The 22835-nt window shown below is 63.6% G+C and carries 28 protein-coding genes; 12 read left to right on the top strand and 16 right to left on the bottom strand.

The window, feature by feature from the left end; genetic code table 11:
• Positions 1 to 67: 67 nt before the first annotated feature.
• Together mutY and CHR90_RS15695 are read left to right on the top strand one after the other, a co-directional pair.
• Entirely contained in the window at positions 68 to 1108 is a 1041-nt protein-coding gene (mutY, locus tag CHR90_RS15700; protein ID WP_094410055.1) for an A/G-specific adenine glycosylase, read from the top strand.
• Between the two features lie 3 nt (positions 1109 to 1111).
• The gene (locus tag CHR90_RS15695; RefSeq protein WP_094410054.1) at positions 1112 to 1756 is read left to right on the top strand and encodes a hypothetical protein; all 645 of its coding nucleotides are present in this window, start codon (positions 1112 to 1114) and stop codon (positions 1754 to 1756) included.
• Here CHR90_RS15695 and CHR90_RS15690 read toward each other — a convergent pair.
• Positions 1753 to 2082 (bottom strand): BrnA antitoxin family protein, encoded by a 330-nt coding sequence (locus CHR90_RS15690; protein WP_170941434.1) that lies wholly within the window; start codon positions 2080 to 2082, stop codon positions 1753 to 1755. The two genes, CHR90_RS15695 and CHR90_RS15690, sit on opposite strands and share 4 nt — an antisense overlap.
• The gene (locus CHR90_RS19960) at positions 2045 to 2353 is read right to left on the bottom strand and encodes a BrnT family toxin (protein WP_094410052.1); all 309 of its coding nucleotides are present in this window, start codon (positions 2351 to 2353) and stop codon (positions 2045 to 2047) included. The genes CHR90_RS15690 and CHR90_RS19960 overlap by 38 nt, the downstream gene beginning before the upstream one ends.
• Before the next feature lie 310 nt (positions 2354 to 2663).
• Here CHR90_RS19960 and CHR90_RS15680 point away from each other — a divergent pair, with 310 nt between their 5' ends.
• The 6 genes from CHR90_RS15680 to CHR90_RS15655 all read left to right on the top strand — a co-directional run bounded on the left by CHR90_RS15680 (position 2664) and on the right by CHR90_RS15655 (position 8598).
• Entirely contained in the window at positions 2664 to 3617 is a 954-nt protein-coding gene (locus tag CHR90_RS15680) for an MraY family glycosyltransferase (RefSeq protein ID WP_229671558.1), read from the top strand.
• Entirely contained in the window at positions 3617 to 5476 is a 1860-nt protein-coding gene (locus CHR90_RS15675) for a polysaccharide biosynthesis protein (RefSeq protein ID WP_094410051.1), read from the top strand. The genes CHR90_RS15680 and CHR90_RS15675 overlap by 1 nt, the downstream gene beginning before the upstream one ends.
• 8 nt (positions 5477 to 5484) lie before the next feature.
• Positions 5485 to 7092, top strand: coding sequence for a bifunctional phosphoribosylaminoimidazolecarboxamide formyltransferase/IMP cyclohydrolase (purH, locus tag CHR90_RS15670; protein WP_094410050.1), 1608 nt, complete (start codon positions 5485 to 5487; stop codon positions 7090 to 7092).
• 152 nt (positions 7093 to 7244) lie between these two features.
• Positions 7245 to 7994, top strand: a complete 750-nt coding sequence (truA, locus tag CHR90_RS15665) for a tRNA pseudouridine(38-40) synthase TruA (RefSeq protein WP_094410049.1) — start codon at positions 7245 to 7247, stop codon at positions 7992 to 7994.
• 50 nt (positions 7995 to 8044) lie between these two features.
• Complete coding sequence (locus tag CHR90_RS15660) at positions 8045 to 8290, top strand: ribbon-helix-helix domain-containing protein (RefSeq protein WP_094410048.1); 246 nt, start codon at positions 8045 to 8047, stop codon at positions 8288 to 8290.
• 2 nt (positions 8291 to 8292) lie between these two features.
• A complete protein-coding gene (locus CHR90_RS15655) occupies positions 8293 to 8598 on the top strand; it encodes a type II toxin-antitoxin system RelE/ParE family toxin (RefSeq protein WP_170941433.1) in 306 nt (101 codons plus the stop codon).
• A gap of 6 nt (positions 8599 to 8604) precedes the next feature.
• On the opposite strand, the gene CHR90_RS15650 is transcribed toward CHR90_RS15655, so the two are convergent.
• From CHR90_RS15650 to argB, 5 genes are read right to left on the bottom strand one after another with little or no spacing between them, the layout of a single operon-like run.
• On the bottom strand, positions 8605 to 8946 hold the full coding sequence (locus CHR90_RS15650) for a DMT family protein (RefSeq protein WP_170941432.1): 342 nt from the start codon (positions 8944 to 8946) through the stop codon (positions 8605 to 8607).
• Positions 8947 to 8951: 5 nt separating this feature from the next.
• Positions 8952 to 9530 (bottom strand): hypothetical protein, encoded by a 579-nt coding sequence (locus CHR90_RS15645; RefSeq protein ID WP_094410046.1) that lies wholly within the window; start codon positions 9528 to 9530, stop codon positions 8952 to 8954.
• The gene (gene dapE / locus CHR90_RS15640; protein WP_094410045.1) at positions 9527 to 10726 is read right to left on the bottom strand and encodes a succinyl-diaminopimelate desuccinylase; all 1200 of its coding nucleotides are present in this window, start codon (positions 10724 to 10726) and stop codon (positions 9527 to 9529) included. Before dapE ends, CHR90_RS15645 begins: the two co-directional genes overlap by 4 nt.
• Positions 10677 to 11516, bottom strand: coding sequence for a 2,3,4,5-tetrahydropyridine-2,6-dicarboxylate N-succinyltransferase (gene dapD, locus CHR90_RS15635; RefSeq protein WP_094410044.1), 840 nt, complete (start codon positions 11514 to 11516; stop codon positions 10677 to 10679). Before dapD ends, dapE begins: the two co-directional genes overlap by 50 nt.
• A gap of 24 nt (positions 11517 to 11540) precedes the next feature.
• Positions 11541 to 12455: an acetylglutamate kinase gene (argB, locus tag CHR90_RS15630; protein ID WP_094410043.1), complete on the bottom strand. Its 915-nt coding sequence runs from the start codon at positions 12453 to 12455 to the stop codon at positions 11541 to 11543.
• Between the two features lie 194 nt (positions 12456 to 12649).
• On the opposite strand from argB, the gene CHR90_RS15625 reads away from it, so the two are divergent.
• A complete protein-coding gene (locus CHR90_RS15625; RefSeq protein ID WP_094410042.1) occupies positions 12650 to 13417 on the top strand; it encodes a class I SAM-dependent methyltransferase in 768 nt (255 codons plus the stop codon).
• On the opposite strand, the gene yihA is transcribed toward CHR90_RS15625, so the two are convergent.
• The 7 genes from yihA to hslV all read right to left on the bottom strand — a co-directional run bounded on the left by yihA (position 13414) and on the right by hslV (position 18575).
• Positions 13414 to 14118 carry a ribosome biogenesis GTP-binding protein YihA/YsxC gene (gene yihA, locus CHR90_RS15620; protein ID WP_373283918.1) on the bottom strand — a complete coding sequence of 235 codons (705 nt, stop codon included), beginning with the start codon at positions 14116 to 14118 and terminating at the stop codon, positions 13414 to 13416. The genes CHR90_RS15625 and yihA overlap by 4 nt on opposite strands.
• Positions 14085 to 15767: a membrane protein insertase YidC gene (yidC, locus tag CHR90_RS15615; RefSeq protein WP_308421781.1), complete on the bottom strand. Its 1683-nt coding sequence runs from the start codon at positions 15765 to 15767 to the stop codon at positions 14085 to 14087. Before yidC ends, yihA begins: the two co-directional genes overlap by 34 nt.
• A 15-nt stretch (positions 15768 to 15782) precedes the next feature.
• Positions 15783 to 16088 (bottom strand): membrane protein insertion efficiency factor YidD, encoded by a 306-nt coding sequence (yidD, locus tag CHR90_RS15610; protein WP_170941431.1) that lies wholly within the window; start codon positions 16086 to 16088, stop codon positions 15783 to 15785.
• On the bottom strand, positions 16085 to 16444 hold the full coding sequence (gene rnpA / locus CHR90_RS15605) for a ribonuclease P protein component (protein ID WP_094410040.1): 360 nt from the start codon (positions 16442 to 16444) through the stop codon (positions 16085 to 16087). Before rnpA ends, yidD begins: the two co-directional genes overlap by 4 nt.
• A 67-nt stretch (positions 16445 to 16511) precedes the next feature.
• A complete protein-coding gene (rpmH, locus tag CHR90_RS15600; RefSeq protein ID WP_094410039.1) occupies positions 16512 to 16646 on the bottom strand; it encodes a 50S ribosomal protein L34 in 135 nt (44 codons plus the stop codon).
• Positions 16647 to 16719: 73 nt separating this feature from the next.
• Complete coding sequence (gene hslU / locus CHR90_RS15595) at positions 16720 to 18033, bottom strand: ATP-dependent protease ATPase subunit HslU (protein ID WP_094410038.1); 1314 nt, start codon at positions 18031 to 18033, stop codon at positions 16720 to 16722.
• Positions 18030 to 18575, bottom strand: coding sequence for an ATP-dependent protease subunit HslV (gene hslV / locus CHR90_RS15590; RefSeq protein ID WP_094410037.1), 546 nt, complete (start codon positions 18573 to 18575; stop codon positions 18030 to 18032). Before hslV ends, hslU begins: the two co-directional genes overlap by 4 nt.
• Positions 18576 to 18781: 206 nt before the next feature.
• Here hslV and CHR90_RS15585 point away from each other — a divergent pair, with 206 nt between their 5' ends.
• From CHR90_RS15585 to CHR90_RS15575, 3 genes are all read left to right on the top strand, one after another.
• Complete coding sequence (locus CHR90_RS15585; protein ID WP_094410036.1) at positions 18782 to 19297, top strand: hypothetical protein; 516 nt, start codon at positions 18782 to 18784, stop codon at positions 19295 to 19297.
• Positions 19298 to 19506: 209 nt separating this feature from the next.
• Entirely contained in the window at positions 19507 to 20004 is a 498-nt protein-coding gene (locus CHR90_RS15580; RefSeq protein WP_094410035.1) for an arsenate reductase/protein-tyrosine-phosphatase family protein, read from the top strand.
• 132 nt (positions 20005 to 20136) lie between these two features.
• Entirely contained in the window at positions 20137 to 20448 is a 312-nt protein-coding gene (locus CHR90_RS15575) for a hypothetical protein (protein WP_094410034.1), read from the top strand.
• A gap of 7 nt (positions 20449 to 20455) precedes the next feature.
• On the opposite strand, the gene CHR90_RS15570 is transcribed toward CHR90_RS15575, so the two are convergent.
• Both CHR90_RS15570 and xseA read right to left on the bottom strand, forming a co-directional pair.
• The gene (locus CHR90_RS15570) at positions 20456 to 21259 is read right to left on the bottom strand and encodes a M23 family metallopeptidase (protein ID WP_229671556.1); all 804 of its coding nucleotides are present in this window, start codon (positions 21257 to 21259) and stop codon (positions 20456 to 20458) included.
• Positions 21256 to 22812 (bottom strand): exodeoxyribonuclease VII large subunit, encoded by a 1557-nt coding sequence (gene xseA / locus CHR90_RS15565; RefSeq protein ID WP_094410033.1) that lies wholly within the window; start codon positions 22810 to 22812, stop codon positions 21256 to 21258. Before xseA ends, CHR90_RS15570 begins: the two co-directional genes overlap by 4 nt.
• Between the last annotated feature and the right edge of the window lie 23 nt (positions 22813 to 22835).

The raw sequence follows: 22835 nt of genomic DNA, 5'->3' as shown, positions 1-22835 counted from the left end.
ACGCTATCTGTTGAAAGGAAGTTTGCGCACGACGGGCCATTCCGTCTGCTTATCATGGTTCGGCAGCATGACCCACCCCGCGCATGCGGATTTGATCCTCGACTGGTATGACCATAATCGCCGCCGCTTGCCCTGGCGGGCGGAGGCGGGACAGGTGCCTGACCCGTATCACGTCTGGCTATCGGAAGTGATGCTGCAACAAACCACAGTGCAGACGGTGGCCGACTATTACCGCCGCTTCCTTACCCGCTGGCCGCGCGTGCAGGATTTGGCGCAAGCGCCGCTCGATGACGTGCTAACCGAATGGGCGGGCCTTGGCTATTACGCCCGCGCCCGCAATCTGCACAAATGCGCGGCGATGGTGGTGGCGCGGCACCGGGGCAGCTTCCCGGCAGATGAAGCGGCCCTACGCCTGCTGCCCGGCATCGGCGATTACACCGCCGCAGCGATCAGTGCGATTGCCTTCGATATTCCGGCGGCAGTGATGGACGGCAATATCGAGCGCGTCGTCTCCCGCCTATTCGCGGTGGAAGAACCGTTACCCGCCGCGAAACCGCGCCTAAAGGCGCTGGTCGCCGACCTTACCCCACAGCAGCGCCCCGGCGATTATGCGCAGGCGATGATGGACCTGGGGGCGATGGTCTGCACCCCGCGCCGCCCGGCCTGCGGCCTCTGCCCGGTTTCGGCCCGCTGCGTCGCGCGGATTTCCGACGATCCCGAACGGTTTCCGCTGAAATCCCCCAAGCCCGATAAGCCGACGCGCTATGGCGCCGTCTTCTGGCTAACGCGCAAAGACGGCGCCGTACTGCTGCGACGGCGGGCGGAAAAAGGGCTGCTCGGCGGTATGATGGAGGTGCCCGGCACCGAGTGGCTCGACCAGCGCCCGCCCGCCCCGCTCGGCGACGCGCCGGTGAAGGCGGAGTGGCAGAGGCTGGAGGGGGGCGTGCGGCACACTTTCACGCACTTCCATCTCGACCTTAGCATCTATCGCGCCGCCGTTGGTCTGGGCGATCCCAAGCTCGGCACGTGGGTCACGCCGGACCGGTTCGGGGAGGTGGCCCTGCCGACCCTCTACCGCAAAGTGGCGAAAGCCGTGCTGGGGCGCTGAGAGATGCCGTCGATCCAGAAGCCCCTGACCAAACGCGCCTGGGTACGGCTGCCGTCCGGGCGGCGGCTTAATCTTCTCGATCCGACGCCCTTTGATTTCGAAGCCGACGATTTGGCCCTCGGGGCCGCGCGCACGGTGCGCTGGGGCGGTCATTCGGTGTGGGAGTGGCCGCTATCGGTCGCCCAACACTCGCTGACCGTGCTGGCGATTGGCGAGGCCGAGGCGCCGCGCCCGCTGACCGCCGCGCAAAAGCTCGCGTTCCTGCTGCATGACGCTTCGGAATGCCTGGGCGTCTGTTTCGACCCAATCTCGCCGCTCAAACCCTTCTTGGGGGAAGGCTATCGGCAGCTCGACCAAGCGCTGCAAACCGCCGTCCATCGCCGCTTCGGGCTGCCCGCCGACCTGCCGCCCGCCTGGAAAAAGCCGATCAAAACCGCCGACAAGCGCGCCGCCGCCGCCGAGGCCATCTTCGTTGCGGGCTGGAGCCTCGCGGAATGCCGGGAGGCGCTGGGCATTCGCGCCGCCCCGCTGTCCGCCGACCCGCTGACACCGATCTATGGCGGTCTGCCTTGGGAACCCTGGCCCGCCCGCATCGCCGCCGAACGGTTCGGCGCTGCGCTGGCGGGGTTGGCGGGCTCGATGCCCTAAGCGGGCTTCTGCTCCCGCTGTTTTGCGCGCACATAGTTTGCCAGAACTGAATTAATGCGGCTCTGATACCCTGGCCCACCCGCTTTGAAATAGGCAACGATCTCTGCATCCAAGCGAATGCTAACAGGGATTTTCAGGGAGACGAGCTCGGCATCGACCCAAAGGGCCGGATCAAAAGGAGCAGCATCGGGGTCATCCGCAACACGACGCTGAATCTCTTCATCCGACATAGCTTCAAGGGCGGCTAACTGCGCCTTCTGGTCATCAGTTAGAACCGTGTTTGCAAGATCATCCCAAGAACGCGTCACGATATGCTTTTCGGGCATCTCGTCCTCCTTTCCATGCAGAGATAAGCCGGACGGTATCGGCATTCCGTATTGTGAAAATCACATGAACGGTTAACCCAAAAGCAAGACCAATGGCTTCATACCTCTCTTCACCATAATCATTTCTATCGTCGACCCGTATGAGGATCGGATCAAGAAAACACACCTTGGCCACATCAAAATCGATACCATGTTTTCGAACATTTGATATATTCTTCTCTGGGTCCCATTCAAATTTACGAACCGATCGCAGATCGCCTCTTTGGAACATAATCGCTTCCTTCCAGGATTGATCTTATAGAAGATGTTTCATGTTATCTTCTTTTGAACCATCCCAGATGGTTGAGCGGACAGGATCTGTCTCGCTTCAAACGGCCTCTGGCCATCCATTCAGCATGTATATTCGTATTGTATATACATTGCAAGCATTAACACCATCGCGGCATCTCACCGCTCATGCGCGAACCGCGATAATTTCGATAGTCGCCCCCCGCCGCCCCCGGCTATAACCCCCCTCCATGATGCCCCCGCTGCCTGTGATCCTATTGATTGCCGCGCTGAGTGCTCTTGCGAGCCTCCTCGTGACCGGGTGGCTGCTGCCCTGGCTGCGGCGTAAGGCGATGGACCGGCCGAATGCGCGCAGTTCCCACGTAGTGCCAACCCCGCGCGGCGGCGGGCTGGGCGTGCTGATTGGGCTCCTGCCCGGCTGGGCGGCGCTGATGGTGTGGACGCCCGGCACCTTACTGCCCGAGCTTACGGCGCTGCTGTCGGCAACCATCGTGCTGGCGTGGTTATCGTTTCGCGACGACCGCAAGCCGCTGCCGCCGTCGATCCGGTTTGCCGTGCAGATCGCCGCCATCGCCTTTGTGCTGACGATGCAGGCGCCCGACCGGCTGGTGTTTCAAGGCGCGCTGCCGCTGCTCGCCGACCGGCTGATTACCGGGATTGGCTGGCTGTGGTTCGTCAATCTCTTCAACTTCATGGACGGGATCGACGGGATTTCCGCCATCGAAGCCGGAGCCATCGGGCTTGGCACGGCGCTGATTGCCGCCTTAGCCTTTTTCCGGTTCGATCTTGCCGCCTTCGGCCTGGTCTATGCCGGGTGCGCGGCGGCGTTTCTGTGGTGGAACTGGCACCCGGCTAAAGTCTTTTTGGGCGATGTCGGCTCCGTCCCGCTCGGGCTACTCGGCGGCTGGCTGCTGCTGCAAACGGCGCTGGCGGGCGCCCTGTCTGCCGCGCTGACCATCCCGCTCTATTACCTCGTCGATGCCACCGTCACCCTTCTATGGCGGGCCTACGACGGGGAAAAGATTTGGCAGCCGCACCGGCGGCATTTTTACCAGAAGGCCGTGCAGCGCGGCTTTTCCCATAGCGCCGTTAGCCTGCGAATCGCCGGGTTGAACGCGCTGCTGGTGGCGCTGGCCACCGCCAGCCTGCACCCGATCCTGGGGATCGGCTGGACGGGGCTTGCCCTCGGCCTCTGCGCTACCGCTGCGCTGATGCGGGTCTTCGCCCAAGGTCGGGGGGCCGCCTGATGCGCCTGCCGCCGATCTGGTTGACCCTGGTCCATGATACCGCCGCCGCCGCACTGGCTTTCATCGGCGCCGTTGTGCTGCGGGTGGGCTGGGACGCTTTCACCGACCGGCCCGAGTTGATGACCGGCGGCACGCTGCTCTTCGCCGCTCTGACCCTAATCAGCGCCCGGTTGACCGGGCTGACGCGCGGCGTGTGGCGCTATACCAGCTTGGCCGACCTGCTGGGGGTCGTAAAAACGGCAACGCTGACCGTACCGGTCTTCGCCCTGGTCCTCTTTTTCATCCAGCGCGGCGATTATCTGCCGCGCTCGTCGCTGCTCTATGCCTGGGCGCTGCTGGTATTGCTGCTGATCGCCGGACGGGCACTCTATCGCGCCATTAAGGAGCGCAGCGCCGCCGCCCTGCTCTCGGCGGCGCGGGAACCGGTGGTGCTGATCGGCGCTGGGGACGAGGCCGATCTGTTCATCGCCAACCTTAAGCGCTCCGCCGCCCCCTACCGGGTGGTCGCCCTAGTGGATGAGCGGGAGCGCCGCCACGGTCAGGCCATTCGGGGCGTAAGGGTCGAAGGCGGTATCGACGCGCTGCCCCAGGTGATCGCCCGGCTGTCGGCGCGCGACGAGGCCCCACAGAAATTGATCCTGGCCCAGTCGGACGCCAAGCCCGAAACGGTTCGGCGCCTGCTGGAAGCAGCGCAAAGCCTGAACCTGCCACTGGTGCGCCTGCCGCGCCTGACCGATTTCCGCGACGGCGATATTTCCGTCGCCCTGCGCCCGCTGGCGCTGGAAGATCTGCTCGGCCGCCCGCCGCAACCGCTGGACCGCGCGCCGCTAGAAAACCTCGTGCGCGGGCAGCGCGTGCTGGTGACGGGCGCGGGCGGCTCTATCGGCGCAGAACTCGTTCGCCAGATCGCCGCCCTCGGCCCCGCCCATCTGACACTGCTCGATGCCTCGGAATATGCGCTCTATTCCATTGATCTTCAGGTCTCGGAACTTTTCCCCGCCCTGCCCCGTCGCGCAGTAATTGCCGACGTGCGCGACGCCGGGCGCATCGGGCGGATTTTTACCGAGGCCGCGCCGGACCTTGTCTTCCACGCCGCCGCCATCAAACATGTGCCGCTGGCCGAAGCGAACCCGCTGGAGTGTTTCGCCACCAATATCCTTGGCTCGCGCATCGTGGCGGAAGCCAGCCGCCGCGCCGGGGCGAAGGCGATGGTGCTGATTTCCAGCGATAAGGCCGTCAATCCGACCAATGTGATGGGCGCCAGCAAGCGCGTTGCCGAAATGTGGGTGCAGGCGCAGGATTTGGCCGAAAATCACGGTCCGCGCTTCGTGCTGGTGCGTTTCGGCAATGTGCTGGGATCGACCGGCTCGGTCATTCCGCTGTTCCAGCGCCAGTTGCAGCGCGGCGGCCCGCTGACCGTGACCCATGCCGAGATTACCCGCTATTTCATGACGATTGCCGAAGCGGTGGAACTCGTGCTGCACGCCTCCGCCTATGGCACCACCGACGCCGCCGCGCCTGGCCGGATTTTTGTGCTGGATATGGGCGAGCCGGTGAAAATCATCGACCTCGCCCGCCAAATGATCCGCCTGCACGGGCTGCGGCCGGAGGTGGATATTCCAATAGAAATCACCGGCCTGCGCCCCGGTGAAAAACTCTATGAGGAGCTGTTCCACGATAGCGAAGCGCTGGACCCGACCCCGGTTTCTGGCGTCCGCCTTGCCGCGCCGCGCACCTGGGCCTTGCCCGATCTAACCCGCGAGTTCGATGCGATGGCCGAGGCCGTCGCGCGCGGCGATACCGCCGCTGCCCTGACTATTCTTCACCGGCTTGTGCCGGAATTCTCCCCAGCCCCCTAGGAATTGCCATGCCCGCCCATGTTTCCGGCGATCTGCCGCTGCCCGATCTGGTGAAACCCGCCCGCGCCCTGCTGTCGGTCTACGACAAAGCCGGGATTGTCGAGCTTGGCCGCGCCCTGCATACCGCTGGGGCCGAACTGCTCTCGACCGGCGGTACCGCCGATACGCTGCGCGCCGCCGGTCTGCCGGTGACGGAAGTGGCCGATTACACTGGCTTCCCGGAAATGATGGATGGGCGGGTGAAAACCCTGCACCCGAAAATCCACGGCGGGCTTCTGGGCCGCCGCGATAGCAGCAGCCATCAGGCCGCCATGCAGCAGCACGGCATCGGCCCGATTGATGTGGTGGTGGTCACCCTCTATCCCTTCGAAGCGACCGTCGCCAAAGGCGCGGATTTCGACACCTGCATCGAGAATATCGACATTGGCGGTCCGTCGATGATCCGCTCCGCCGCCAAGAACCACGCCGCCGTGACCGTCATTACCGATCCCGCCGATTATGCCGAGGTGATCGCCGCGCTGACCGACGCCGGGGGCACCAGCCTTTCCTTGCGCCGCACGCTCGCCGCCCGCGCCTTCACCCGCACGGGCGCCTATGATTCCGGTATCTCCGCCTGGTTCAACGGTCAGGTGTCGGAAGCCACGCCGCGCCAATTGGCGTTGGGCGGCGCGTTGAAGCAGACGCTGCGCTACGGCGAAAACCCGCACCAGCAGGCGGCTTTCTACGCCACGGGAGACGCCCGCCCCGGCGTGGCGACCGCCCAGCAGGTGCAGGGCAAGGAGCTTTCGTACAATAACATCAACGATACCGATGCCGCCTTCGAGTTGGTCGCCGAACTGACCGAACCGGGCGTCGCCATCATCAAACACGCCAACCCCTGCGGTGTCGCTATCGCCCCAACCCTGGCGGAAGCCTATCGCCGGGCGCTGGCCTGCGATCCGGTGAGCGCCTTCGGCGGCATCATCGCCGTCAATCGCCCGCTCGATAAAGAAACGGCCCTGATGATCGCCGATCTCTTCGCCGAGGTTGTCATCGCCCCCGCCATCGAGCCGGAGGCTACCGCCGCCCTGGCCGATAAGAAGAACCTGCGCGTGCTGATCACCGGCGCCATGCCCGATCCGAAGGAACCGGGCCTCACCTACCGCTCCGTCGCGGGCGGGGTGCTGGTGCAGAGCCGCGATAACGGCCACGTCGGGGCCGAGGCGCTGCAAACCGTCACCAAGCGCGCCCCAACCCCGGCGGAAGTGCGCGATATGCTGCTGGCCTTCACCCTGGTCAAGCACGTCAAATCCAACGCCATTGTGCTGGTGAAGGACGGGGCTGCCGTCGGGATCGGCGGGGGCCAGACCTCGCGCGTCGATGCCGCGCAACAGGCCGTCGCCCGCGCCGCCGCGATGGCCCAGGCGGCGGGCGAGCCGCAAAGCCGTGCCATCGGCGCCATCGTGGCCTCCGACGCCTTCTTCCCCTTCCCGGACGGTCTCGAAGTCTGCCTCAAGGCAGGCGTTACCGCCGCCATCCAGCCGGGCGGATCGAAGCGCGACGCCGAAGTGATCGCCGCCGCCGATGCCGCAGGCGCGGCGATGGTCTTCACGGGCGTACGGCACTTCAAGCACTAAGAGGTTAGGGGCATCGCCCCTAACAACCCCAGCCAAGGGGCTTACCCCTTGGCGATCCCATTTTCTGAATCGAGAAGCCCGGATTCTCAAGGGGCGGTCGCCCCTTGAGCGGGATGCAAGGGCGGCGCCCTTGCCCAACACACAGGATCTCCATGCCGCGCTATCGCATGATTGTTGAATATGAGGGCACTGGCTATTCCGGCTGGCAGCGCCAGCAGGCGGGGGTTCTCAGCATTCAGGAGGCGATTGAGCGCGCGATTCTGGCGAGCGGGCAGGAGGAAGCGACGGTGCACGCCTGCGGGCGGACGGACGCCGGGGTGCATGCACGCGGGCAAGTGGCGCATGTAACGCTGGCGAAGAATTGGCCGCCGTTCAAACTGATGGAAGCGGTGAATTTTCACCTAAAGCCGCAGCCGATTGCTTTGCTGGATGTATCCATCGTGCCCGACGATTGGCACGCGCGCTTTTCCTGCATCGGGCGCTGGTATCGCTATCGGATTCTGTGCCGCCGCGCGCCGCCCGCGCTGGACAAAGGCCGCGTCTGGTCGGTCGGTTATAAACTCGATCCCAACGCCATGCAGGCGGGCGCCGACCGGCTGCTGGGGCGGCATGATTTCACCAGCTTCCGCGCCAGCCTGTGCCAAGCCGATTCGCCGATCCGCACGCTCGACCGGCTAGAGGTGCGGGCGGTCGAGGACGAAATCCAGATTACCGCCGCCGCCCGGTCCTTCCTGCATCATCAGGTGCGCAATATGGTTGGCACGCTCGCCCTCGTCGGCCAAGGCAAATGGACGCCCGACGACGTAACCCGCGCCCTCGAAGCCCGCAATCGGTCGGTAGCAGGCCCAACGGCCCCGGCGGAGGGGCTGTATTTTATGGGCGCGGTATATCCAGAGGAATAATAGGCTGACGGTTCGCCCAGCCTTCAGGCATTCTGAATATCGGAGGAGCGATGCCACTGTCTCAGACCGTTACCATTGAACTAACACCCGAAACCGCCGCTCGGTTGAATGCGGCAGTGGCGGAGGGGCTTTATCCCGATCTTACCCAAGCGGTATCTGCCGTCGTCAATGTTTGGGACGATCAGGAACAAGCGCGAACCGATCTTCGCGGTTTGTTAGAAGCTGGAATGGCGAGTGGCCCCGGCGAACCGGCCGAACAAGTGTTTAAGCGCTTACGGCAACGCTACGGAAAATAGGCTTGGCGCACCGTCTGTTAATTCGCCCGGTAGCCGAAACTGACCTCGCCACCTTGGGAGATTACCTTGCGGCACGGTATGGTGAGACGGTCGCACTTGGCGCACTTTCGAAGATTGAGCACGTCGCAGCCCTGATTACCGAAACGCCGCAATTGGGACGCTCCCTGGACGAGATTCTCCAAGGAATTAGATGCTTCCCCTGCGGTCCCTCGCTAATTTTTTATCAGGTCACGGATACGGCGGTCGATATTGTCCGCGTGCTGGATGCCCGGCGTGACTGGATAAAACTGCTCCTATCCGCTCTCTAAACCACCCTAGGGTTTCATAAACACAAAATAAACCGCCCCGACCAAGCACAGCGCCGCGGCGGCATGGTTCCAGCGGAGTTGCTCGCCGAGGTAAAAGACCGAAAATCCGGCGAAGACCACCAGCGTGATGACTTCCTGCATAATCTTCAGTTGTGCCGCCGTGAACATGCCGTAGCCGATACGGTTGGCGGGCACTTGCAGGCAATATTCAAAAAAGGCGATACCCCAGGCGACCAGGATCACCTGCCACAGCGCCGTGTCCCGGTATTTGAGGTGCCCGTACCAAGCAAAGGTCATGAATAGGTTAGAGGCGACCAGCAGGCCGATGGTCATCAGGGCAGTATACATCAGCCTCACGACGCCGATTGCAGGGCGGCGGGCGGGTCGAAGCGCATCTGCACGCCAAAGGCCGCCTGGGTGAAGGTCAGGGCCAGCAGAATATGCAGCACCAGCGCGCCAACGATCCCGGCGGTCGGTAGCTGCATCGCCTGTTTCATCAGTCGGAACAGCGTCACGTTCAACCAGATGAACAGCATGGCGCCGCTACCGAGCAAAAGCGACTGCGAGTCGATCAGTTGCGACACCCCTACCATGATTTGCGCCATGACCGCGAGAATCAGCGACACCCAGTTGAAAGCGGCAATCGTCCGGCACAGGCCGCTGCGGAACCCGAAGCGCAGGGCGGCAACGGCAAACAGCGTCAGGAAGCAGGCCGTCGCCGCCAGATCGGCCATCGACTGCAACAGAATGCCCGTGAACCCGAAACCGCTGTCCCCGCCGCCCACGATCAGCCAGAAGGCGACGAGCATTCCGAATTCGATAGCGAGCGGCAGGAAGGAGCGGCGCACCTCGCCGACCGTATCGGCAAAATAGCGCTGCCAGTCGGGCGTCGCCCACAGCAGAGCGAGAAAGGCCTTAAACGGGGGGATCATGCGAAGTACCGGTCGAGCATTACCCGATAGATTTGGGTAAGGGCGGCGAGATCGGCAAGGCGTAGATTTTCATCAACCTTATGCATCGATTGGCCGACCAGACCGAATTCCACCACGGGGCAATAGGCGCGGATAAACCGCGCGTCCGACGTGCCGCCGGTTGTCGACAGCTCCGGCGTCACCCCCAGCACGGTTTCCACCGCACCCGCCACCAGGGCCGAGAGCGGACCGGGCGGCGTGAAGAAACTTTCGCCGGAGATTGAAATCTTCAACTCATAGGGCACCCCAGCGCTATCGAGCCGCTGGCGCACTAGGGCTTCCAGGGTTGCGCCGCTGAAACTATCGTTGAAGCGCACATTGAAACTGGCGGTAACGCTGCCAGGAATAAGGTTGCTGGTCGGATTGCCAGTATCGACCGTTGTCACTTCGAGGTTCGACGGCTGGAAATGGGTGGTGCCATCATCCAGCGCGCCGGAGCCGAGGGCGGTCAGCAGTTTCACCATTTTCGGGATCGGATTATCGGCGAGATGCGGATAGGCAACATGGCCTTGCACGCCCTGCACCGTGATCGTCCCCGAGAGCGAGCCGCGCCGCCCGATCTTCATCATCTCGCCCAAGCTGCGCGGGTTGGTCGGCTCGCCGACGACGCAGGCATCAATAGTCTCGCCGCGCGCCGCCAGCCACTCCAGCATCTTTTTGGTGCCGTTGATGGCGGGGCCTTCCTCATCGCCGGTGATCAACAAGCTGATTGAGCCGCCGAAAGCGGGGTTTTCAGCGAGAAAAGCCGAAACGGCGGCGACAAAGGCGGCGATGCCGCCCTTCATATCGGCGGCACCGCGCCCGAACAGCCGCTCCCCTTTGATGTCGGCAGCAAACGGATCGACCGACCAGCCGGATAAATCGCCCGGCGGCACCACATCGGTGTGACCGGCAAAGCAGAAGTGCGGACTGCCGGCCCCGAAACGGGCATAGAGATTATCGATCGGCGCCGTGCCTGCTTCTTCAAAGCGCAAGGGATGGCACACGAACCCAAGGGCCGTCAGGGTTTCCGCCAGCACCCCCAAGGCCCCGGCATCTGCCGGGGTCACGCTCGGGCAGCGGATCAGCGCCTGGGTCAGCGCAATGGGGTCGAGTGCCGCCACGCCTTTAGCTCCGCAGCAGTTCGTTGATGCCGGTCTTGCTGCGCGTCTGGGCATCGACGCGCTTGACGATAACGGCGCAATAGAGCGACGGGCCGGGGGTGCCATCGGGCAGCGGCTTACCGGGCAGCGCGCCGGGAACGACGACCGAATAGGCCGGGACGCGGCCAACAAAGACTTCGCCCGTGCTGCGGTCGATGATCTTGGTGGAGGCGCCCAAGAACACGCCCATCGACAGGACCGAGCCTTCTTCCACCACCACGCCTTCCGCCACTTCCGACCGCGCGCCGACGAAGACGTTATCCTCGATGATCACCGGCCCGGCCTGCAGCGGCTCCAGCACGCCGCCGATGCCGACGCCGCCGGAGATATGGCAGTTCTTCCCGATCTGCGCGCAGGAACCAATCGTGACCCACGTATCGACCATCGTGCCGCTATCGACGAAGGCACCGACATTAACAAAGCTCGGCATCAGCACGACGTTGGGGGCGACGAAGGCGCTGCGGCGCACGATGGCGCCCGGCACGGCGCGGAAGGCCGCGGCCTTAAACTCTTCGCTGCCCCAGCCCTGGAACTTCGACGGGACCTTGTCCCACCAATCGGCCCCACCCGGCCCGCCGGAAATCGCTTCCATATCATTAAGGCGGAAGGACAGCAGCACGGCCTTCTTCAGCCATTGGTGAACGGTCCAGCCGCCCGCTTCCTTCGTGGCAACGCGCGCCTTGCCCGAATCGAGCAGGCTGAGGGCTTCCGTCACCGCTTCGCGCACGGCGCCTTGTGTGCTGGTCGAAAGCGTATCGCGGGCATCCCAGGCGGCTTCGATGGCGGCGGCGAGATCTTGCGTCATTCTGGTCGTTTCCTTGTGTTTTCTTTAGCCGCGACGAACCAGCGTACCGACGCCGCCCGAGGTGAAGATTTCCAGCAAAATCGCGTGCGGCACGCGGCCATCGAGAATGACGGCGCCCTCGACGCCCTGCATGACGGCGGACACGCAGGTTTCGATCTTCGGGATCATGCCACCGGAAATCGTGCCGTCGGCGATCAGGCGGCGCGAATCTTCGGTGCTCAGTTCCTTCAGCAGCGTCTTGCTCTTATCCAGCACACCCGCCACATCGGTCAGCAGCAGCAAGCGGGTCGCGCCCAGCGCCCCAGCAATGGCCCCCGCCGCCGTGTCGGCATTGATATTGAAAGTTTCGCCCTTGGAGCCGATGGCGGTCGGCGCGATGACGGGGATAATGTCCGACTGGGCGAAGACTTCCAGCACCTTGGCGTTGACCGTTTCCGGCTCGCCAACGAAGCCGAGGTCCAAGACCTTTTCGATATGGCTATCGGGATCGACCTTGGTGCGCGTCAGGCGGCGCGCGGTGATCAGATTAGCGTCCTTGCCCGACAGGCCGACCGCGAGGCCGCCCGCGCGGTTGATGGCACCAACCAGATGCTTATTGATCGACCCCGCGAGAACCATTTCGACGATCTCGACGGTCGCTTCGTCGGTGATGCGCAGCCCGTCGATGAACTGGGACTGGATTTTCAGCCGTTCCAGCATTTTACCGATCTGCGGCCCGCCGCCGTGGACGATGACGGGATTGATGCCGACCTGCTTCAGCAGCACCACATCGCGCGCAAACAGATCGGCAAGGTGATCGTCGCCCATCGCGTGGCCGCCGTATTTGATCACGAAGGTCTTGCCCGCGAAACGGCGCATAAACGGCAGCGCTTCGGAGAGAATATTGGCCTTGGTCGGCCAATCGAGCGAGGCAATATCGACGGGTTTCTGGTCGGTCATCGCGGGCAATCTCCGAAGCGGCATCAAACCCCCATCGCGCCGGGCGCGGTGGGCGGCGGGATCATGCGCAAAACAGGGGCTTAGGAGAAGCGGAAATTCGGACAAAAACGCGCATGGGCCGGGCGCATAAATTCCATTGCCAGCCTTCGCCGCATCCCGCAGCTTAACAGCCCCTGCGCCTGACCGAGATTAAGATGCCCCAGTCCCCCGCCTTCAGTGTAATTCCGCCCCGTTTCCCCCGGCGCGAAGACTGCGAATTCTACCATTCCTTCACCCTGCCCGACGAAACGGTGGACGGCCAATGGGACTTGCGCGCCGCCGCCGACGCCTATTTGGGCGAGGTGGATTTTAAGGACCGCTCGGTGCTCGAAATCGGCCCGGCCAGCGGGTACCTGTCGTTCCATATGGAACGGGCGGGGGCGGCGGTGACCTGCATCGAGCCACCGATGAGCCATCTGTGGGACATCGTGCCCTTCCGCAATTTCAATATCGACGGCTGGAAGGCGGAGTTCACCCCCCATCTAGAAGGGGTGCGTAACTCCTTCTGGTATTGCCACGCGCTGTTCGAGTCGAACGTGCGGATGATCGAAACCGACCCCTACGCCATTCCGGCGGAAATCGGCGAGTATGATATCGGCCTGCTGGCCAGCGTGCTGCTGCACTGCCGGGTGCCGTTTTCGCTGCTGGAGCAGACGGCAAAACGGGTTCGCAAGACGATGATCGTTACTGAAACCTATTACCCCCACTTGGGGGATCGGGCGGTCTGCGAGCTGTTGCCGCACCTTGGCGCGCAGCAGGTTCATACCTGGTGGGCCTTCAGCCCGGCCTTCTTCGTATCGGCTTTGGGAATCCTCGGGTTCAGCGATGTGCGCTTAAGCTTCCATACCCAACGCGCGCCGATTTCGGGCGGCGAGGTATCGATGTTCTCTGTCATCGCCTCGCGGCCCGAGGCGGCGGCCTAAGCCGCCGCGAACAGCCCCAAAACCGCGCGCAGAGCCGGAATGCCCTCGCCGGTTTCAGCAGAGGTCACGATAATATCGGGATGGGCGGCCGGGCGGCGGGAAATGGTCTTCGCCGTCGCGGCCAGCAAATCTTCCCGGTCCTTCTGCTTCAGCTTATCGGCCTTGGTGAGGACGATCTGATAGGGCACGGCGCGCTGGTCGAGCCAATCCATACTATCGAGATCGTTCTTCTTCACCCCGTGGCGCGCATCGACCAGCAGGCAGACGCGGCGCAGGGAGGCGCGACCGCGCAAATAAAGGTCGATCACCTCGGCCCAGCGCGCGGCTTCCGCCTTCGGCACTTCGGCATAGCCATAGCCGGGCATATCGACCAGCAGCAGCTTTTCCCCGAGCGAGAAGAAGTTGAGCTGCTGAGTGCGCCCCGGCGTGTTCGAGGTGCGGGCCAAAGTGCTGCGCCCCGTCAGCGCGTTCACGAGACTCGACTTGCCAACATTGGAGCGCCCGGCGAAGGCCACTTCCGTCAGGGTGATCGGCGGCAACCGGTCAATCGTCGGCACCGCCGCCACAAAGTCGCACGGCCCAGCGAAGAGCTTGCGACCGAACTCAACGGCCGCTGCCCAATCGCTTGGCGTCATGCCCTCCAGCGGGCCTTGCGGCGCGGGCTGGCTCACGCCGCCCCCAGGCGCCGCATGATCACCCATTGCTGGGCAATCGACAGCGTATTGTTCCACGCCCAATAGATCACCAGACCGGCGGGGAAGCTGCCGAGCATGAAGGTGAAGACCACCGGCATGATCATGAACATCTTCGCCTGGATCGGATCGGTCGGCGTTGGGTTCAGTTTCATTTGCAGCCACATGGTCACGCCCATGATCAGCGGCCAAGCGCCAATCATCAGGAAGTGCGGCGGCGCCCACGGAATGAGACCGAAGAGGTTAAACACCGTCGTCGGGTCCGCCGCCGACAAATCCTGAATCCAGCCGAAGAACGGCGCATGGCGCATTTCGATGGTGACGAACAGCACCTTATAGAGCGCAAAGAACACCGGAATTTGCGCGACGATGGGCAAGCAGCCCGACAGCGGATTGATCTTCTCGCGCTTATACAGGCCCATCAGTTCCTGCTGCATGCGGGCATTGTCGCCCGCATATTTTTCGCGCAGTTCCTGCATCACCGGCGTCAGCTTCTTCATCTTGCTCATCGTCACATAGGACCGGTTGGCCAGCGGGAAGAAGAGCAGTTTGATGATGACGGTCAGCACCAGAATGCAGATGCCGAAGTTACCGACCTGATGATAGATGATTTCCATCAACTGGAAGATCGGCTTGGTGAAGAAGAAGAACCAGCCCCAATCGACCGCGTAATCAAAGCGGTTGATCTTCAGGTCGGTTTCATAGCGCTGAAGCAGCGACACTTCCTTGGCCCCGGCGAACAGCCGATGGTTCGCCTCGACACTGCCGCCCGGCGCCAGCGTCTTCGCATCGCCAAGGTAATCGACCTGGAATTTTTCAATCCCGTTCGGCTTGCTGTAACGGAAGGAGGTCTTCACGCTGTCGGCCTGATCCGGGATGAGCGCGACCAGCCAATATTTATCGGTAAAGCCCAGCCAGCCGCCCTTGGTGGTGCCGGTAATTTCGGGCTTTTCACGCAGTTCCTTGTACTTATGCTCTTGCAGCACATCGCCCAGCACGCCGATGGCGCCTTCGTGCAGGATGAAGAAATCCTGGGTGATCGGCGTGCCGGAGCGCGAGGCCAGCGCGTAAGGATGCAGCACCACCGGCGTCGCCGCTTTGCTGTCGACACGCTGAGTTACGGTGATCATGTAATCCTTATCCACCGTATATTGGCGGATGAAGGTCAGGCCCTTGCCATTGTCCCACGTTAGGGTCACCGGCTGGGTCGGCGTCAGCTTATCGAAATCCGCCGTCCAGCGCGTATCCTGCGACGGGACCGGCTGGCTGGTATCGGTCGTGGACCAGCCGAATTCGGCGTAATAGGCATCCTTCGCGCCCAAGGGGTGCAGCAGCGTGACCTGCGGGCTGTTGGGATCGACCGTCTCGCGGTAGCCAGTCAGAACGATATCGTCGATCCGGCCACCGACCAAGGCAATGGAGCCCTTGGTGCGCGGGGTTTCGATGGTCACGCGCGGATTATCGGCCAGAATCTCCGTCCGCTCGCGCAGGACCGGCAGGGCAACGGGCGCCGCGCCCGGAATGGCCGGGGTCGCGGCGGGGCTGCTGGCGGTTTGCGGTGCCGGGGCGGGCGGCTTCGGCTGATCGAAGAAGAATTGGAAGCCGACCAGAATGGCGATGGAAATCACGATCGCAAGGATCAGGTTCCGTTGTTCCATGATACTAAGGCAGCCTCACGACTCTTGGGAGGGCGAAGAAGAGGGCACCTGTGTCGCTGAAAAACGCCCAGGCGTAAAGCCCGAAACGGGCGGGACGGGATCATACCCGTATCCCCCCCAGGGGTGGCAGCGGCACAAACGCTTCAAGGTCAACCAGGACCCCATGCCCGCGCCATGCAGGCTAAGGGCGTCCAGCGCATAGGCCGAACAGCTTGGTTCGAACCGGCAGGCGCGCGGTAACAGCGGCGAGAGCGTCCCCCGATAGAGGTAGACCGCGCCACGCAGCAACCGGGCCGCGATGCTGGGGGCCGGGGCGGTCACGCGGACTCGCGCCAGGATTTTAAGCGGCGCATCGCGGTTTCGAGATCGCGCAGCAGATCGCCCCAAGGGCGGACCACGGTTTCTTCGCGGGCGATGACGACGTAATCGAGACCGGGGGCGGCATGGGGGGCAAGAATAGCGCGCACCGCCTCGCGCAGCCTACGGCGGGCGCGATTGCGCTGTACGGCCCCGCCGACCTTGCGGCTGGCGGTAAAACCGATCCGCGGTTTCGCCTCGGCATCCGCGGGATTGGGCGCGACCTGCAACACAAGCCCAGGCATCGCCCATTTGCGACGCAGGGCGGCAACCCGCAGAAAATCGGCGCGGCGCTTTAACGGATAGAGCGGCGTCCGCATGGGGTATCCCCCAAAAACAGAAGGCGGCAGCGCCGGGCGCCGCCGCCTTATCTGGATGGTCCGGGCCTTAGGCCGACAGACGCTTCCGGCCCTGGCTACGACGGTTCGCCAGGACATTGCGACCGCCGACGGTCGCCATGCGGGCGCGGAAGCCGTGCCGACGCTTGCGGACGATCTTGGACGGTTGGTAAGTGCGCTTCACGATGGGAACTCCCGAGAAAAATGGCTTGTCCGTATAAGGGCAGTCAGCCCGTGAGTCAACGATTGTTCGGACCCTAAAGGATGAACTTCGACAAATCCGCCTTTTTGGCGAGGCTGCCGACCTTTTCTTCCACCCGCGCGGCGGTAATCTCCTCGGTCGCGCCGGACTTATCCGGTGCATCGAAGCTGATATCCTCCAGCAGCCGTTCCAGCACCGTATGCAGGCGCCGCGCGCCGATATTTTCGACGGAACGGTTGATATCCGCCGCTAGGGCCGCCAGCGCGTCGATCGCCTCATCGGTGAAGCGCAGCGTCACCTGTTCCGTCGCCATCAAGGCTTCGTACTGGCGGATCAGACTGGCTTCCGGTTCGGTCAGAATGCGGCGCAGGTCTTCGACCGACAGCGGTTGCAGCTCCACCCGGATCGGCAGGCGGCCTTGCAGCTCCGGCAGCAGGTCCGAGGGTTTGGCGATATGAAAGGCGCCGGACGCGATGAAGAGGATGTGATCCGTCTTCACCGGCCCGTATTTGGTCGAAACCGAAGTGCCTTCGATCAGCGGCAGCAGGTCGCGCTGCACGCCTTCGCGCGACACATCGCCGCCGGTCCGTTCCGACCGGGCGCAGATCTTGTCGATTTCATCGAGGAAGACGATGCCGTTTTCCTCCACCGCTGTGATCGCCGTGCGCACCACCTGATCTTCGTCCAGCAGCTTATCGGCTTCTTCGGCCAGCAAGACGGTGTGGCTTTCCTGCACGGTCAGGCGCTTGGTCTTGGTCCGACCCTGGCCGAAGGCTTTGCCCAGCATGTCCTGAAGGTTCATCACGCCGACATGGCCGCCCGGCATGCCCGGAATGTCGAAGCCCGGCATTTGGAAGGGAGCCGTATCCTGCACTTCCAACTCGATCTCGCGGTCGTTGAGTTGGCCTTCACGCAGCATCTTGCGGAACTTCTGCCGGGTTTCCGGGGAAGCGCTCTGGCCGACCAGGGCGTCGAGCACCCGGTCTTCGGCGCGGGCTTCCGCCTTCACCTGCACGTCCTTGCGCAGGGTTTCGCGGGCAAGGCCGATGGCGATTTCGACAAGATCGCGGACGATCTGATCCACATCGCGGCCGACATAGCCGACTTCGGTGAATTTCGTCGCCTCGACCTTGATGAAGGGCGCATTGGCGAGGCGCGCGAGGCGGCGGGCGATTTCCGTCTTCCCCACCCCGGTCGGCCCGATCATCAGAATATTCTTGGGCAGAACCTCGTTGCGCAGGCCTTCCGGCAGATGCTGGCGGCGCCAACGGTTGCGCAGGGCAATGGCCACGGCGCGCTTGGCGTCCTGCTGGCCGACGATGAAGCGGTCGAGTTCGGAGACGATCTCGCGCGGGCTGAAATTGGTCATAGCCGTTCCAGGATCACGTTGTGATTGGTGTAGATGCAAACGTCGCCCGCGATTTTCATCGCCTTGCGCGCAATGGTTTCGGCGTCCATTCCGTCCACGTCGATCAGGGCACGCGCCGCCGACAAAGCGAACGGCCCGCCGGAACCGATGCCGATCACGCCGTCTTCCGGCTCCAGCACATCGCCATTGCCGGTCAGAATCAGCGACACATCCTTATCCGCCACCGCCATCATGGCTTCCAAGCGGCGTAGATAGCGGTCGGTCCGCCAGTCTTTAGCAAGCTCGACGCAAGCGCGGGTAAGCTGCTTGGGGTGCTTTTCCAGTTTGGCTTCCAGCCGTTCAAACAGGGTGAAAGCATCCGCCGTCGCCCCCGCGAACCCGGCGATCACCGCGCCGTCCGCCAGCCGCCGCACTTTGCGGGCGTTATGTTTTAGAACCGTATTGCCGAACGTCACCTGACCGTCGGCGGCCAGCACGACCTCGTTGTTCTTGCGCACGCACAGAACCGTTGTGCCGTACCAGGTATCGGGAGCGTGATCCATCGCGTCTCATTCCTTGGGCGGCCCAGGATCGGCACCGCCTCTTACCCTTCGATAGATGGGCTGGGGGCTAGCAGCCAATCAAGACTTACATAGCCATCCTGCAAGAAACGCAGATCGGACCGGGGATGAATGCCAGGGCGCCGCCCTATCCCAAAACGAGGCCTCACACAATAATCCCTCACCTGATGAAAAAGAGAGCCACCACCATGAAGCGTTTTCTGACCGCCCTGGCCGCCACCACCATGCTCGCCACCGCCGCCCTGGCACAGGCCCCGGCGCCCGCTTCCCCGGGGCAGCCCGCCCCGCACCATGCTGCCCAGCACGGTGGACCGCGCGGGGAGTTTCACGCCTATCGCAAGGCGATGGACGAGGTGCTGACGCCGGAACAAAAAGCCAAGCTGGAAGCCGCGCGCAGCGATATGCGCAAGGCCCATGACGCAGTGATGGCCAGCCTGACGCCCGATCAAAAGGCCAAGCTCGATGCCGCCCGCAAGCCGATGCACGACCGCATGGAACAACGCCGGGCCGACTTCGAAAAGATCCTGACGCCGGAGCAAAAGGCCGAGTTGGATAAGGCGCGCGGCGGCAAGACCCGCGAACAGATGACCAGCGCCGAACGCGATACCTTCCGCGCCGCGATGAAAAAGGTCATGGACGGCCTGACCCCCGACCAGAAGGAAAAGCTGCGCGCGCTGCATAAGGACGGTCACGGGCGCGGCTAATCCCCGAAAAATCGCCCCCGCCGTTAAGCCGGGCTTTACCCGTGCCCGGTAGGATGATGTGCAAGTCCCTTGGTGCCTTTCGCCGCCGCTGCCCTGCATCGGCGGCGTTTTTCTGCCCCGGCTGACGGATGCGTCATCAATCGGCAATCAAGGAATGCTACGCCCTTTGCGTCGCCCGTCCCGCGACGCCAGCCCGAAGGGGGTTTCCAATGGAAAAAATCTATAACGTGCTGTTTCTGTGCTCGCAGAATTCGGCGCGCAGCATCATGGCCGAAGCCTTGCTGAACGAATGGGGCAAGGGCCGGTTTAAAGCCTATAGCGCCGGCAGCGCCCCGGCCGCCGCGCCCAATCCCTATGCGCTACGCCTGCTCGCCTCGCTCAATCTACCCGCCGATACCCTGCGCAGCAAAAGCTGGGACGAGTTTGCCGCCGCCGCCTCCCCCGTCATGGATTTCATCTTCATCGTCGGCGAACCGGGTACGGCGCTTCCCGCATGGCCGGGCAGCCCCATCGTCGCCCATTGGGAAGTGGACGATCCCGTTGGCCTGGCTCCGGAAGGCGATGATCTCGCCCAAATGAACGCCTACCGATTGGCCTTCCGCCAGCTTGAACATCGGGTCAAGATTTTCGCGGCCCTGCGGCTCGATGCCCTGTCGCAGATGGCGATGCAGACCCGGCTTGCCGAAATCGGTCAGGAAACCGTATAACAGGTAAAACCTTTCTGCATCAAAGCGTTATACAAGGTTGCTCAATTCGTAAGAAATTACTTTAACAAATCCTCTAGAAACCGCAGAAAACATGCGCTATCGTCCGTTCATTCGCCGCAAGGAGAAGGGACGATGGCGCATCTTAAACTGGTTTCCGATACGACCCTGATCGACCCCGAAGCTGATCGGTCGGCCATGACGATCCTGCTGACCGCGACGGGAGCCGTCGTCGGTGAGGTGAGCAAGGTCTATCAAACGCTCTCCCGCGCGCTGGAACAGGATTTGGACGGCAAGGCCAAAGCGGCGGCCGGCCGCGCCTTCAATTCCCTGCCCGGCTGGCAGCGCGATCGTATCGCTGGCGTTGCGATGGAAGCTGCTAATACCGCGCGCAGCTATCACGCTGCCCGCGAACGGGCCGTGACGGCGCTGGCCGCCTTAGCCTAAATCCGGGTTACGGCAGCGGCGTCGGGTCTTGGGAAGGCAGCAGCGGGCGCGGATCGACCGTGACGCTGCCCCAATAGACGCCCCAATGCAAGTGCGGGCCGGTCACGCGGCCCGTCGCCCCGACCCGGCCGATTTCCTGCCCGGCTTGGATCGCCTGACCTACCGTCACCGAACTTGCCGATAGATGGGCGAAGATCGACGCGACGCCGTGGCCGTGATCCAGAATCAGCGTTCGCCCGGTGAAAAACAAATCGGGTTCCGCCAGCACGATCTTCCCCGATGCGGGGGCACGGATGGGCGTTCCCGTCGGCCCGGCAATATCGAGGCCCAAGTGCGGGGCGCGCGGCTCGCCGTTCAAAATCCGCTGCGAGCCATAAATACCGCTGATCCGCCCCTCGGCGGGCCATTGAAACGCCTCGGCAAACCCCGTGAGATCGCTAACCAGCGCCCGCACGGTTTTCAATTGCGCCGCTTCGGCCTGGATGCGCTTCATCCCTTCAGGGTCAGGATTGACCTTAGCAGGCGGCAACCCGTCGATCTTCTGAATATCCCAGACTTTCGCTGCAATCGGCAGCACGGTCGCCACGCCGTTTTCGCTGAGGGTGATGCTGCCCTTGGCGTCCCGGGCCAGACCGAAGACGAAAGCCCCGGCGGCGGAGACGGGCAGCGGCTTGCCATCCAGCAAAATCTGGGCCCCCGGCGCCGTTTGCCCGCGGACCAACCGCCCCTGTTCGACCGGTGCATCAAGGGTGAAGGCCACCGCTGCGGTGGAGAGCAGCAGCGCAACGCCAGCGGCCAGATAACGGATCAAAACAGGCTCTCCTGGGTTGCGGCAGCCGCCTTGGACTTGGGTTTTGCCGGGCGCGTCGGCGGCGGGGCGCCTTCCCCCAGCAGTTCCGCTGTGCGGGTGCCGTCTTGCGCTTCCAGGACCACCCGCTGCCCGGCGGGCAGCGCGGAGAGGCCCGACAGCAGCGCCCCCGCCTCATCCCGCAGCACAACAAAGCCGCGCGCCAGCGTGCCCTTATAGGAATAACTCTCCAGCAACCGCCCAAGGCCGCCCAGCCGGTCCTCGCGCAGACGGCGCATTTGCGCGTAAGCCACCGGCAACCGATCCGCCAATTGCCGCAGCCCTTGGGCTTGACGGCCTAACTCTTGCCGCAGGGGTTCGACCCGTAAGCGTGCCGCCAAGCCGTCGAGCCGTTGCCCGCAGACGAAAACCTGCCGCTGCACACTCTGATCGAGCGCTTTGCCTTCGGCCACAAACCGGCTGCGCGCCAGGGTGATTTGCGCCTGCGGATGCGGCAGGCGGGCGCCTAAGGTCGCGACCGATGCCCGCTGCACCGCCAGCCGCTGACGCATCGCCTGCTGCAAGCGTTGATCCCGGTCAGCCAAACGCTGACGGGCTTCCGCCACCGCCCGGCGCGGATCGGTCAAGCCACGCGCCAGGGCATCGAGGCGTAAGTTACGGTCCTGTAGCAGACGGTCGGCGGCCTGATCGAGCCGTTGCCCGCGCTCCCGCACCGCCTGGCGCAACTCAGCCCGCACCGGCACGGCCATTTCGGCGGCGGCGGTCGGCGTCGGGGCGCGGCGGTCGGACGCAAAATCGATCAGCGTTGTATCGGTTTCATGGCCCACGGCGGAAATCAGCGGGATCGCACTGGCCGCTGCCGCGCGCACCACCGCTTCCTCGTTAAACGCCATCAGATCTTCAATCGACCCGCCCCCGCGCGCGACGATCAGCACATCCGGGCGCGGGATCGGTCCGCCGTCCGGCAATTGATTGAAGCCCCGGATCGCGGCGACGATCTGCGCCGCCGCCTGTTCCCCCTGCACCAGCACCGGCCAGACCAGCACGGGGCGCGGAAAACGGTCGTTCAACCGATGCAGAATATCGCGGATGACCGCCCCGGTGGGGGAGGTGACGACGCCAATCACGCGCGGCAGCAGCGGCAACGGGCGCTTGCGCGCCGCCTCGAACAGCCCTTCGGAGGCCAGGCGGCGCTTCCGCTCCTCGATCAGCGCCAGCAGCGCCCCGCGCCCGGCCAGTTCCATCTGATCGATGACGAGTTGATATTTCGACTGCCCGGCGAAAGTGGTCAACTTACCGGTGGCAATCACCTCCATCCCGTCTTCGGGCCGGATGGACAGGCGGGCGGCGACGCCCTTCCAGCACACAGCACCGAGAACCGCATCCGGGTCTTTGAGGGTGAGGTAGAGATGGCCCGAAGGGGCGCGCTTAAAGCCGGAGATTTCGCCGCGCACCCGCACGCGCGGAAAAGCATTCTCCACGGTGCGCTGAAGCGCGTTCGACAATTGGCCGACGGATAGTTCGGGCAGATTATGGGTCAACTCGGGCGCGGTCATGGCGGGAGCCTAGACCAATTCAA

Source organism: Elstera cyanobacteriorum, assembly GCF_002251735.1.
In the GTDB taxonomy this organism is placed as follows: domain Bacteria; phylum Pseudomonadota; class Alphaproteobacteria; order Elsterales; family Elsteraceae; genus Elstera; species Elstera cyanobacteriorum.
This window is presented reverse-complemented; position numbering and strand designations above follow the sequence as displayed.